Source organism: Arthrobacter sp. NtRootA1 (assembly GCF_019976975.1).
GTDB classification, from domain to species: domain Bacteria; phylum Actinomycetota; class Actinomycetes; order Actinomycetales; family Micrococcaceae; genus Arthrobacter; species Arthrobacter aromaticivorans.
Window position 1 is genome coordinate 5,030,495 of sequence record NZ_AP024630.1, and the last position, 12,532, is coordinate 5,043,026.

Consider the following 12,532-nt stretch of genomic DNA (forward strand, 5'->3'; position numbering starts at 1 on the left):
TTACATCGAAGGCGAATCAATGGAACACACCACGAATTCAACCGCCCCTAAGAACACCCGCCGGGCAACCCCGATAGTCCTGAACCGTAGGACCTTGCTGCAGTTCGGCGCCGTCGCTGCGGCTGTGCTCGGAACTCTCCCACTGACAGCACCACGCGCATCCGCGGCGGATGACCTCTTCATTGCCGCCCGCCAAGCCTGGCAAAAGGCCCTGATGGGCGGTGGCTACGACCCCGCCGATCCAGCCTTCGCATCCCGGCTGACGGCTATAGCTACCACCGGCCGGAAATGGCAGACCTCCATGAATACCGCATCGGGCCGCACATCCTTGTGGGCGGACCTGCCTCTGGGTATCAAATCCTCGAACGTCACCAACACCGCCCGCCGACTCCGCGATATGGCCATGGCCTGGGCAGCAACCGGATCCTCTACGTATCACGACACCGGGCTGGCCGCGACAATCGTGAACGGTCTTGATTGGCTGTGCACCAATGCCTACACCACCAGCGGAACCGCATACGACAACTGGTACGAGTGGAAGATCGCCACGCCCCAAGCCATCAATGACGCCGTGGTCCTGCTCTTCGATCAACTCTCGCCCGAACAGATCAGCTCCTACGTGGCCGCAGAGGCGCACTACGTACCCCAAATGCCGACTACCGGCACAGAGGCCGCCGCCGCCAACCTGGCCTTGGTCGCAGATGGATTCAGCGGCCGTGGCGTACTATCCGGTGACATGCCCACGGTCACGGCAGCGCTGCACAGCCTGTCTTCACTCATGACCTACGCAAAGCCAGCGGGCGTCGCGGTGGGCACGATCGACGGCAACAAGGATGAAGCAGCCTTCTTCAGCTATGACGGCTTCTATCCGGACGGTTCATTCATCCAACACGGCCAGTTCCCCTACGTCGGAGGCTACGGGGCGAGCCTTCTGACGTCCATGGTGGCCACCATCCTCAGAACCGTTCCCTTGGGTGCCTCCATTGATACGAACATCATTTATGACTGGATCCACGATTCCTTTGAACCCTTCATGTGGAACGGACTCATGATGGACACCGTCCGGGGCCGGAACGTCGCTTTCTCTCCCGACGGCGACCACGGTGCCGGACACGGCGTCCTGGCCGCTGCACTGCCGCTGCTGGACACGACTACAGGAGACCAACGCAGTCGGCTCGCTGCCGTGCTCAAGCAGGAACTCACCGGCGACAAGGGCGATGACCCAATGGCTGGCTTCACCCTGGCGGCCTTCAGCATGGCACGGGCACTCGTCAACGACGCGGCCGTGGCACCCCGCGGACCACTGGTCACCACCCATGTTTTCGGATCCATGGACAGGGTCCTGCACCGCAACGAAACGTTCGCAGCCGCCGTAGCCATGAACTCCCCTCGCATCTCCAACTACGAAACCGGCAACAATGAAAATCTGGCCGGCTGGTACACCGCCGACGGCGCCCTCTACCTTTACACTGACGACCCCACTCAATTCGGCAACGGATACTGGTTCACGGTGGACCCCTACCGGATCCCCGGAACCACGATCGACACCGTAACCCGCACACGGGTCACGGTTCCGTGGCGCGCCGAATATCACAACCCTGATTACTGGGCCGGAGGCGTTGCAGACTCAAACTGGGGCCTCGCCGGTTTACGGCTGAAGGCAGAATCCCCCTCCACACTGCAATGCCGGAAATCCTGGTTCTTCTTCGGCGACGAGATCCTTTGCCTGGGCGACGGTATCACCGGGGACCCAGGCCGGACACTCGAGACAATCATCGAAAACCGTCGAACCGGCTCCAGCGCAACCATCACCATCGACGGGCAAGCACTCACCACCAACGGTCCCATCAAACAGACGAGCGCCACGTGGGCGCACCTGGGCAATGCAGCGGGCTACGTCCTCACCGAGCCCACCACGCTAAACGTCCTGCGGGAAGAACGAACCGGCAAACTCTCCGATATCAGCCCCAACCGAACCTCCGCATCATTCACCAACACGTTCGCCACCTTCTGGCTCGAACACGGAACGGCAGGAGCAGACCACTATGGCTACGTCCTCCTGCCCAAGGCAACGGCCGAACAAACCCGTGCCTACGCCCAAAAATTGCCCATCCGGGTGGTTGAGCGGTCCGCGACCGTGCACGCCGCACGCCATGAAACCTTTGGAAAGCTCGGAGTAGCCTTCTTCACCGCGGGCACCACGTCATTCATCACCGCGCAGCAGCCGTGCGCGGTCATCGTTGAAGAAACGGACACGGAATTGCGCCTTTCCGTCAGCGACCCAACCCAGCTGGCCAGCACCGTCGTCCTCGATCTGGACATCACCGGGGCAGAAACGGTATCGGCCGACGACGGCGTCACCATCACCAAAAACGGAAGCGCAACACGCATCTCCGTAGACGTTGCCAACGCCGCAGGCAGCAGCCGATCCGCCCGCATCAAATACGTGCTGTCCCCCACCATCGTGAGGGAACGGCTCTTACGCGATTACGACGCCGGCAAACTCACCAAACCGCTCTACGATGACCTCGACAAATGGCTGAAGAAACTCGCCCACGCCGACAGGAAAAGCCGGGAAAGCCAAGAATACCTCGATGCCTTCAAAGCCCGGATTGCCAGCTCGCAGCAGAACCTCGACCCGGCTACCTACGCCGCCATGCAAGACCTGGCCTCCCGCCTGGTCGCGCGCATTAGCTAACGCCTCCCGACAGGGTGGATGGACCCGTACCAGCCACCCTGTCGGGGCGACGTCACAAGCTGCTGACAATGACCGGTGAGGGGAACGCGTAGCGAACTCGCGCCGTCGCAATGTTGCGCAGATCACATCTGATGCCTACGCTGGGGTGGCTGCAGCGTGGCAGCGAACGGATGAAAGGCAGCATATTGACCAGCGAGAAGCTCTCTGTAGTTGTTCGAGTCGACCTCGACGGAGCACAGATCCAGATCGCAGCAACCGGTCACGTGACCACCTCCAATCTCCACGCGCTATATCCAATCGTTCAACGCACCAACAGCCTGGCCGACGGCAGGGACGTCGAGATGGACCTTACGGGCGCCTTGATCGAACCGGATGCTCTTGAACAACTGCAGGGCTACGCGATGCTGCACGAATTGCCGGTTCGGGTAGATCCTGCCCCAGCGTTGGCAGGGGCTGGGCTGGCGGCGTGAGTTGCGCCAGCCCTCAAACCGAGGACTAACCTGACTGACATGACTCAGTCAGCGCGCGCGTGGATCGGGACCATTGTTTTCCTCTTCCTCGCGCCTGGCATCGTGGCGGGTCTCATCCCATGGCTCATCTCCGGATGGCGGCTCTACGACTGGGACGGCGCGACGTGGATCGTGGCGCCCGTCGCCTGGATCGCGATCGCCCTAGGGGTAGCTTTCCTGCTCCACGCATTTGCGCTGTTCGCCCTTCACCGGGGAACCCCGGCGCCGGTTGCGCCGACCCAGTCGCTGGTTGTCACCGGGGTTTATCGATTCGTGCGCAATCCCATGTACATTGCGGTGCTCACGATCATCCTCGGCCAAGCGCTGCTCTGCGGCAGCTGGTGGCTCGTGATCTACGCTGCGATAGCCCTCATCGCCGTGGTCACTTTCGTGAAGGGTTACGAGGAGCCCACCCTCACCGACACGTACGGCGAGCAGTACCTCGAGTACCGGCGCAACGTTCCGGGGTGGTGGCCGCGGCTGACGCCTTGGCGGGGTAGCGGCGCCTAGGTTGCTCCCTGACTCAGCCGAACGGCCGCCTCCTGCTGGACGCGCGCGGCCTTGCTTGAGTAGTCCGCGATGATCCGGAGTTCGTCGTCGCTGTAGCCCTCCAGCAGCGCGGCCATGCCGCCCATGAAATCGGTGAAGTAGGGTGCCGCTGCGGCAACCTGGTCACCGACGAGCTCGATCAGGACCTTCCGCTTGTCCTCGCCATGCTTGACCCGCCGGGCCACGCCTTTGCTTTCGAGTCGCTGCATGAGTCCGGTGACGGATGCGGGGGCCAGCCCCGAATGTTCCCCGAACTCACCCGCCGTCATGGGGCCGTGCCGCAGCAGGATGTCGATGGCCTTGCCCTCCGTCGCCGAAAGGCCCCGGAGTTCCGATAGTGCGGTGTGGAACATGATCGCGGCAGTGGACAGCTCCCGGCCCGACGCATAAACAGCTTCCAGCAGAGCCTCGCGTTGCCCCTGATTCGTCATGCTCCGAGGCTAGCAAAGTCTTTCGCTTGCCCGAAACGATTGACCAGGGCTGAGCTCAGGATTATATTTCTTTTAACCGAACGAAATAAATTCCCGAGGAGCTCCCATGCTGAACTGTCTTGTCATCGGATCCGGCGTAGCCGGCCTTTCCACGGCTCTCTCACTTCAGAAAGCCGGCCACTCCGCCACTGTTTTTGAGGCCCACAATGGGCCTTCTGACGGAGTCGGCGCCTTCCTCACCCTCGCGGTCAACGGTTTCGATGCCCTGGACACGCTGGGACTCAAGGAGCAAGCCGCGCAGCTGGGCTTCAGCACTCCCCTTATGTCCATGTACCTGGGCAGCACGGGTCGCCACCTGATCGATTTCGATTTCGGCGGCACCCTCCCTGATGGCACCACGGCCCGGACCATGACCCGCTCGGAGCTTTACACCCTCTTGCGGGAGGAAGCACTCCGCCGTGGGATCAGGATCGAGCATGGCAGGCGTTTGATAAAGGTCGAGGAACTGCCCGACGGCGTCACGGCCGTTTTCGACGACGGCACATCCGCCCGCGGTGACCTGCTGGTTGGGGCCGACGGGCTGCGCTCGGCGGTGCGGCCGCTGATCGACCCCGCCTCCCCCGCACCGCGCACCATCCCACTGCTCAACACGGGCGGCATCATTCCTGCCAACACCGCCGCCTTGGCGCTAAAAGACGTAGATCTCGGCGTGTCCCCGGGGCGCATGAAGATGGTGTTCGGCAAGCGCTGCTTCTACTGCTACATGCCCAGCCCCGACAGCAGGATCTGGTGGTTCGCAAATCCTTTGCAGCGCTCCAGTGCTGATCCGGCTTTGCTTGGCCAGGAGGAACTCAAGTCTTGGCTGACCGGGCTGGTGGCTGGAGACCGAACACCAATGGCGGCCCTGATTCGCGCCACGGAAGACATCATCAAGCCGTATTCCACGTTCGATTTCCCGAGCGTCCCCCGCTGGCACAGCGGCAAGATGGTCCTGGTGGGCGATGCCGCCCATGCTGCCTCTCCATCGTCCGGGCAGGGCGCATCGATGGCAATCGAGGACGCCGTCACGCTGGGCCGTGCCCTTCGGGGAGCCACAAGCGACGACAAAGAAGCTAGCCTCGCTGCCCGGTTTGCGGCCTACGAAGCGGAGCGCCGCCCCCGTGCAGAGACGGTGGTTGCCTGGGGTCGCCGGAATTCTGAACCCAAGGTCAGGAACCAGTTCACCCGGGTACTCCAGGATCTGGCCATGCGTGCCATTTTCAGGGGACTTGCCCGGAAGGCCGCGGACAACTTCGATTGGCTGTACGGCCATCACATCGACTGGGATGCTGTTCCCGAGTTTGCCGACAGATGACCACGGCGCTCACCCGGAAGATGCTGCCTCAGCACCCCCGGTAGCCAGGCTCCCGTCAGCGCCCGCACCCCCACCATCGCCTCTGCCCGCTGCCTTCTGCATATACGACGCCGAGACGCTCCGGTAAACGGGTGTCAGGAAGGCAATCAGTGCCGCGGCAATGAGAATGAATCCGGCAATCAGGAACACCAGGGCGATCCCGCGGGACGCGCCCTGACCCAACAGCGGTTCGAGTTGGGCGGCGCCCTCGGCGGAGCGGGCGTAGGGGATGATCCAGAACTGGGCGATCGGGGCGATGAGGAACGCTGTAATGGGCGCTGCTGCGGACTCGAAAGCCATGGCGAATCCGAACACCCTGCCCTGCCGGTTCAGGGGAACCACCTGCTGGATGACTGTTTGCTCGGCAGCTTCCACGATGGGAACCAAGGTCAGATAGAGCCAGATACCGGCTACATACAGCCATGCCCATTCACGCAGGGTGAACACTGCACCAAGCAGCCCCATCACGGCGACAACGATGAGCATGGTCCGCAACGGATTGGAGCCGAGCCCGAACTTTCCCACCAGGGCACCGCCCACCAGTATTCCAGTGCAGCCCAGGGCGAAGAACGTTCCCCACATCTCAACGGAGAACATTTCCAATCCATAAGGATCCATCAAGGCCATGTACACACCGCCCACGAAGTTGTTGAACGTGGAAAACACGATCAGCGCAAACAGCCCGGAAATTGCCAGGACAGCGGCAAGCGAGCCCCGGAAGTCGAAGCCGCCATGCGCGTCAGTAGCGGCGGCCTGCACCTCTTCGGGCATTCGCAAGGTAAGTAGATGGGCGAACGCCAACGCGCTAAGAATCAGGGCGGCCACAATGGTCCAGCCCATGCCCAGCAGGCCTACTGAGAGCCCGGAGAGGACCGAGGTAACAACGAACATCAGTCCCTGCACCATCCCCACCATTCCGTTGGCATTGGCCCGGCGATCAGGCTCGATGAGGATGGTGACGGTGGTGGAGAGGGCAATATTGCGCAGATTTTCCACCACTGCACCCACGAGGATGATCAGAGTGAAAAGCCAGAACCACGGCTGCGTGAGGTCCAACAGCTGCCTAGTAGGGATCAGGAGAAACAGCACTCCTGATAGCACGAACATCACCAGGGTGAACCCAGCAGCGAAGCGCATCACGGCAAGCTTCCGATACCTGTCCACGAAGGTGCCGAAACTGATGCTGGAGAGTGCAATCAGCAGCATGTAAGCGCCCCCGACCACTCCCGTGGCAATAACGTTGCGCGTTTCCAGATAAACCCAGAATGTCAGGGCGAACCAGAGATAGCTTGTGGTGATGTTTGCGAGGGCAGTGTTCACCAGGATCCCCATAAATGTGCGGGATCGCTCTGCCGGAGTGCGCAGGGAGAGGTCGATAACGTCAGTTACCCCAGCCGGTTCCTGCTCGGTCATGCGTTCCAGTGTACTGACACCAATTGCCGCAGATAAGGCCCAGCGACAACCCGGTCCTTATGACAATCAAACCCCGCCAACCTCCCGGTAGGATCGGCAAGGAATCCTAAAGAAGCCTGGGGGAAATTCTTGATGAAAGGTGCAAAGGGCCAGCTCGCCTTCACCGATGACGTTAGCCGGGATCTGGAGTTGCGGGAGTACGGCCTGGACCCCGCAGAGGATTCCACCCTGCTTCCCAACGCCGCCGTCATGAGTGCGCTGCAGAACCTCGTGCGCCTTGCCACTGAGCTTTGCGAGGCCCCTTTTGGGGTGGTCAATATCATCAGCGCCGAATACCAATACCAAATTGGCGCATGGGGTGTGGAACCGGGCATGTGCTCGCGCGAAGATTCCATGTGTGCCAAGGTGTTCCTCTCCCGCGAGATCACGGTTATCCCTGACGCTTCGCTGGATCCGCGGTCAGCTGACAACCCGTTCGTCACCGGTGAATTGGGCCGGGTTCGGTTCTACGCTTCGGTTCCGCTGCAAACAGAATCAGGATTCGTTCCCGGCACCTTGTGCGTCTTTTCCGACAAACCCAAAGAGATCCGGCCCGAGCAAGTCAGCATGCTGGAAGTGCTGGCCAAGCAGGTGGTGGAGCTGTTGGAGTTGCAGCACCGCACAATCCAACTGGACCGCACGTATGCAGAGTTGAAGGAGAGCAACGCCAAGCTGGCTGGTTTCGCGGGCCGCGTCAGCCACGATCTCCGGATTCCGCTCACCACCATCCTGGGCTACGTAGAGTTGGTGGAGGACGATCCAGACGTCCAAGCGGACAGCGCGGCAGCCGAATACCTCAGCCGCATCGGGGCGAGTGGCCGCCGGATGCTGGGGATGCTGGAAGACGTCCTGAGCTACTCGAGGGTGGGCGGCGGCATACAGCCACAACAGGTCTCACTCAAGGAGGCAGCGGGCGAGGTGGCCCGGGACCTCGGCATCGAGGACGACATCCTTGAAGTGCAGGACCTGAACCTCCAGGCGGACAAAGGCCAACTGCGCACTTTGCTGCAGAACCTGTTGTCCAACGCCATGAACTACCGCAGCCCCGTAAGGGATCTGCAGGTCCGGATCAGCGGTGTCTCCAATTACCACGGCGCCACCATCTTCGTGGCCGATAATGGAAAGGGCATCAACGCGGAGGACCGGGCCAGGGTCCTGGAACCGTTGGTGCGCCTGCGCCGCCAAGGCGACGGGCCCGGCTCCGGCTTGGGGCTTGCCACCTGCAGCAGCATCGCCAAGGCCCACGGCGGCGAACTCACCCTCTCGGAGACTGCTGGCGGTGGAACCACGGTGGCAGTGAGCTTTCCGGCCGATCTTTAGCGGCGCGCAACACAAGAAACGCGCGACGCCGACCTACCGCCGTCGTGCGTTTTGCCCCTCAGGCGTTACCCGCGGCCGTTCCCCTTCCCTTTGTCGGGCTTCGTGTCATTCTTGCCGCCGCTCTTGGCGTCCGCGGGATCTTGGGAGCCGGCGCCTGCACCATCCTGGGCAGACACGTTGGTTTGTACCGCTGGCGCCGGAACGGGCTGCTGATCTTGAACATCCACAACTTCGGTTGCGGGCTCCACCGCTGGCGGCGCCGTTTCCACGGGAGTCGCCAGCCCGCTGGGTTGTGATTCGATGACGGTGACACGCGGATCGACCTGCCGCGTCGGTTCGGCTGAAGATTCCGGGGCAAAGACGCCATTGGTGAGCAACGCCAAAGCGACGGGAACCGCGAGGGCAGCCGCAACCAGCCCGGCGAGCACCTTGGACTTCTTTCCAAAAACCCTTGGACCCGTAGCGGAGGCACGTCTTCCCGCAGCTGAAGCAGCTGGCCCGGGGCTTGAGGTCGCCACCTGCGGCGGCCGCGACGGCAAAGCCGGCTTCGATGGGACTGCAGGCGCCGCTGGAACTGACGGCAGGATTGCCGTTGCCATGGGTGGCAGCTTTCGACGCCGGCCCGCCAGGACTTCTTCAACGTCGCCCGCGGTCGGGCGTCGTTCTGGATCCATGTCGGTCATTGCCTGGAGGAGTCCGCGCAGTCCATTGGGTAGGTCTTCCGGGATCTCGGGTGCCCGGTGAAGGCGCGCCGAGGCCGTCTCCACCGGGGTTCCAGGGTATTCGGGCTTGCCAGTGAGGCACTCCAGGAGCACCAAACCCAAGGAGTAGATGTCGCTGGCAGGCGTCAGATGCAGCCCTTGTGCCTGCTCCGGGCTGAGGTATTGGGCTGTACCGACGGTGAAGCCCGTTGCGGTGAGGCGGTGATCGTCCATGACCAAGGCGACGCCGAAGTCTGCCAGCTTCACGGAGTCGGCGCCATCTGTCCCCTCCGAGACGACGATATTCGCCGGCTTAATGTCGCGGTGGATGACGCCCTGGGCATGCACCTGCGCAAGGGCGCCGGCCAGTCGCACGCCGATGCGGGTGGTTTCGGAATGCGTCAGAGGCCCATCGGACAATACGGCTTTCAGGTCACGTCCCTCGGCAAGCTCCATGACAAGGTACGCGCGTTCTTCGTCATTGCGCGTATCAACACCGGCATCGAAGGCTGCCACCAGGCCTGGATGGTCAAAGCTTGCGAGCAGCCGCATCTCGGTTTCCTGGCGGCTCCTGAACGAGTCGTCGCCAGAACCAGGCAGGAAGATCTTGATTGCCACGTCCCGGCCAAGGAGCAAGTCCGTGGCCCGGTACACCGTGGACATGGCTCCTCGGCCCAAAACAGGTCCCAGCTCATAGCGGCCATCGATAGCAGCCACACTGGAATCGGTCACGTGGAACTCCACGGCCTCGTCATTGTTGCCCACGAATTGTCACGCCCTTCAGGCCCGCCTGTGTGCTCCGGACCTTAACAGTGTCCGTTACTACCAGGCAACGCCGCCGATCAAAATTTCACGAGAGCCGTGCGGCCGCCCTGTTCGGCGAAACCGCTACGGCTTGAGCAGTCCTGCGTCAAACAGCATCATCCGGATTCACCAGATAAGTCATCAGGATACTTAGTATTGGCCCGGAAGGGAAACGGGCCACCCACGGGTCGTCTTACTCTCCTCGGAGTTCCGCCAGCCGCGAGCCCAGCAAGGCCCGCAAGTGCTGCTCCTCATCCATGGCCAGGCCCCGCCGTAATCGCCCTTCCACTGCATTGGCGGCCTCACTGGCTGCCTTCAATCGTTTACTGCCAAGCGGGGTTAACTTCACGGGGAGCGCCCGCCCGGCAACAGGCCGCTCCGGCCGGGAAACCAGCCCGTCCCGCTCCAGCGCCTGCAGAAGCACGTTCATTGACTGCCGGGACACGAAGACTCCGCGGGCGAGCTCGGAATTGGAGAGGCCGGGACGCTGCGCCAGGAGCTCAAGGCACGCGTACTGCGGCACTGTCATTCCGAGGGGTCGCAGGGCTGCGTCCATTGCGCTCCGCAACGCAGTATGCACTTGCTTCAGGAGATAGCCCAGGGAGGTGTCCAGATCCACGCCGCTGCCGTCTTGACTCATGTCAATATTCTGACATACCTTACGAATGTCAACATACTGACATATTGAGGAGAACAAGCATGGCTACAATCGGTCCAGATTTCATTTCCCTGCAGGTCCGCGACCTTGAACGTTCGGCACTGTTTTACGAGCACCAACTCGGCCTGAGGCGCTCCATGGCCGGTCCGCCACATGCTGTCGTTTTTGATACCAACCCGGTCCCTTTCGCCGTCCGGGAGCCACTGCCGGAAACCGAGTTGGATTCGCTCCCGCAACCCGGCGAAGGAATTGCCTTGTGGCTGCGGGCAACCGACGCCCAGGAACTTCACGACGCTCTCTCCGCCCATGGCACGCAGATCACGGCAGCACCCATCGACGGGCCCTTCGGGCGCACGTTCACCTTCGCAGATCCGGACGGCTACCGGATCACCATCCACGACGCCGCCTGACACCAACCGCAACAAGCGTCCGACGGCGACCTCCCGCCGTCGGACGTTTTCCTTACGTGACGCACGGAACTGCGGCCCGGGCGGCCGGAAGGCACAATGGAAGGCATGACCCTTACTACCTTCGCCCTCGTCCGCCATGGCCAGACCGACTGGAACGCGGAGCGCCGGTTGCAGGGGGCCACCGACATTCCACTGAACGACGTCGGCCGCGAACAGGCGCGTGAAGCCGTTGCCACCTTGGCGAATTACCAGTGGGACGCAATCGTTTCCTCACCCTTGAGCCGTGCAGCAGAAACAGCGGACCTGATCGCAGAGGGCCTGGGCCTTACCGTCGCCCGGCGGATTCCCGAGCTCATTGAGCGAAGCTTCGGTCCGGCCGAAGGTCTGCAAGCCGGCCCGGAGCTCGAAGCACTTCGCGTCCCGGGCGGTTTCCGCGGCGGCGAGAGCGATGAGGACGCAGCCAGCCGCGGCATGGATGCCCTGGAACAGTTGGCGCAGGAATTTTCAGGACAGCGCGTCCTGGTGGTAACCCACGGCACGTTGATCCGCCTGGCGCTGAGCCGCGCGATCGGCCGCACACTGGACAGTGTCCACAATGCCGTGCTGAACCTCGCCCATCACCACGCCTCCGATGGCTGGAAGCTGGAGTACTTCAACGGTGAGCTTCTAACGGCCGACGTGGACAGCTGACACAACCGCGAAACTCAGCGCATCTTATTGACATTGCGCATGCCAGTTTCTGTATGCTCAAGAGAGTCAAGCAGTTGGCGCCATTCGCTCCGGTTCACTGGAGGTCAGCTTGGCCCTCACACTTGTTGGCTCCCGACTCGTGACCACCGAAACCTGCCGGGCCAACGCCATCACACTGACGGCAAGGGTAACTCTGGCCACCGACGGCTGGTTTGAACTTCGCGTCGTTCAAATACCGGGGCTAGTGCTCCACGTTTCCCGGCTTGAACAGGCGGCACAAACTGTGCTCGACGCCGCAACTGCCTCAAGCGGGCGGAAGCCGGAAGATTTTGACGTCCAGTTCCAATGCTGAGCACACCGATATCGAACGAACAAAACCTGTTGACGGTTGGGCATGGCGCCACGCCCCAGGCCGACTTTGAAGAGCTTTTGCGCACGGCCGGCGTGAAGTCCTTGGTGGATGTTCGGATTGCCCCGGGAAGCCGGAAATATCCTCACTTCGGAAGAAACCACATGGAGGAGTGGCTGCCCGCTGCCGGAATCGCTTATCGATGGGAACAGCGGCTCGGTGGTTTCCGGAAGCTGCCACCCGACTCCCCCGACACATCCCTGCGCAGCGATTCTTTCAGGGCCTACGCGGCGTACATGCGCACAACTGGGTTCACGGCAGCCCTGAGCCAGCTTTTGGCGGACGCGAGTGCCCAAAAGACCGCAATCATGTGCAGCGAAACGCTCTGGTGGCGTTGCCACCGCCGCCTCATCGCAGATCATTGCGTCCTGCTGGACTTACAGCCGGTCAGCCATCTCATGCCGGGAGCCAAGCTCGTCCCCCACGTTCCTACGGCCGGGGTGAGGGTGCACGGGGCGCATCTGCAGTACGACCTGCCTGTGGACGAGTCAGTGGGTTAGGTCAGCGG

13 protein-coding genes are annotated in these 12,532 nt (G+C 62.2%); 9 read left to right on the forward strand and 4 right to left on the reverse strand.

The window, feature by feature from the left end:
- Window positions 1-19 precede the first annotated feature (19 nt).
- From LDN90_RS22970 to LDN90_RS22980, 3 genes are all read left to right on the forward strand, one after another.
- Window positions 20-2,698 (forward strand): polysaccharide lyase 8 family protein, encoded by a 2,679-nt coding sequence (locus LDN90_RS22970; protein WP_223947261.1) that lies wholly within the window; start codon window positions 20-22, stop codon window positions 2,696-2,698.
- A 185-nt stretch (window positions 2,699-2,883) separates the two neighbouring features.
- Window positions 2,884-3,168, forward strand: coding sequence for a hypothetical protein (locus LDN90_RS22975; protein ID WP_223947262.1), 285 nt, complete (start codon window positions 2,884-2,886; stop codon window positions 3,166-3,168).
- 39 nt (window positions 3,169-3,207) lie between these two features.
- Window positions 3,208-3,717, forward strand: coding sequence for an isoprenylcysteine carboxylmethyltransferase family protein (locus tag LDN90_RS22980; RefSeq protein ID WP_223947263.1), 510 nt, complete (start codon window positions 3,208-3,210; stop codon window positions 3,715-3,717).
- Here the strand turns inward: LDN90_RS22980 and LDN90_RS22985 are convergent.
- Entirely contained in the window at window positions 3,714-4,187 is a 474-nt protein-coding gene (locus LDN90_RS22985; protein WP_223947264.1) for a MarR family transcriptional regulator, read from the reverse strand. The two genes, LDN90_RS22980 and LDN90_RS22985, sit on opposite strands and share 4 nt — an antisense overlap.
- Before the next feature lie 106 nt (window positions 4,188-4,293).
- On the opposite strand from LDN90_RS22985, the gene LDN90_RS22990 reads away from it, so the two are divergent.
- On the forward strand, window positions 4,294-5,541 hold the full coding sequence (locus LDN90_RS22990; RefSeq protein ID WP_223947265.1) for an NAD(P)/FAD-dependent oxidoreductase: 1,248 nt from the start codon (window positions 4,294-4,296) through the stop codon (window positions 5,539-5,541).
- Between the two features lie 9 nt (window positions 5,542-5,550).
- Here the strand turns inward: LDN90_RS22990 and LDN90_RS22995 are convergent, their stop codons facing one another.
- Window positions 5,551-6,993: an MFS transporter gene (locus LDN90_RS22995; RefSeq protein WP_223947266.1), complete on the reverse strand. Its 1,443-nt coding sequence runs from the start codon at window positions 6,991-6,993 to the stop codon at window positions 5,551-5,553.
- Window positions 6,994-7,125: 132 nt separating this feature from the next.
- Between LDN90_RS22995 and LDN90_RS23000 the strand changes: the two genes are divergently transcribed.
- Complete coding sequence (locus tag LDN90_RS23000; protein ID WP_223947267.1) at window positions 7,126-8,352, forward strand: GAF domain-containing sensor histidine kinase; 1,227 nt, start codon at window positions 7,126-7,128, stop codon at window positions 8,350-8,352.
- Window positions 8,353-8,417: 65 nt separating this feature from the next.
- Here the strand turns inward: LDN90_RS23000 and LDN90_RS23005 are convergent, their stop codons facing one another.
- On the reverse strand, window positions 8,418-9,785 hold the full coding sequence (locus tag LDN90_RS23005; protein ID WP_223947268.1) for a serine/threonine-protein kinase: 1,368 nt from the start codon (window positions 9,783-9,785) through the stop codon (window positions 8,418-8,420).
- A gap of 265 nt (window positions 9,786-10,050) precedes the next feature.
- Window positions 10,051-10,497 carry a MarR family transcriptional regulator gene (locus LDN90_RS23010; RefSeq protein ID WP_223947269.1) on the reverse strand — a complete coding sequence of 149 codons (447 nt, stop codon included), beginning with the start codon at window positions 10,495-10,497 and terminating at the stop codon, window positions 10,051-10,053.
- A gap of 59 nt (window positions 10,498-10,556) precedes the next feature.
- Between LDN90_RS23010 and LDN90_RS23015 the strand changes: the two genes are divergently transcribed.
- From LDN90_RS23015 to LDN90_RS23030, 4 genes are all read left to right on the forward strand, one after another.
- The gene (locus LDN90_RS23015; RefSeq protein WP_216926203.1) at window positions 10,557-10,925 is read left to right on the forward strand and encodes a VOC family protein; all 369 of its coding nucleotides are present in this window, start codon (window positions 10,557-10,559) and stop codon (window positions 10,923-10,925) included.
- Between the two features lie 96 nt (window positions 10,926-11,021).
- Window positions 11,022-11,615 carry a histidine phosphatase family protein gene (locus tag LDN90_RS23020; RefSeq protein ID WP_223947270.1) on the forward strand — a complete coding sequence of 198 codons (594 nt, stop codon included), beginning with the start codon at window positions 11,022-11,024 and terminating at the stop codon, window positions 11,613-11,615.
- A gap of 109 nt (window positions 11,616-11,724) precedes the next feature.
- Window positions 11,725-11,967, forward strand: a complete 243-nt coding sequence (locus LDN90_RS23025; protein WP_216926201.1) for a hypothetical protein — start codon at window positions 11,725-11,727, stop codon at window positions 11,965-11,967.
- Complete coding sequence (locus LDN90_RS23030; RefSeq protein ID WP_223947271.1) at window positions 11,961-12,524, forward strand: DUF488 domain-containing protein; 564 nt, start codon at window positions 11,961-11,963, stop codon at window positions 12,522-12,524. The genes LDN90_RS23025 and LDN90_RS23030 overlap by 7 nt, the downstream gene beginning before the upstream one ends.
- Window positions 12,525-12,532: the final 8 nt, after the last annotated feature.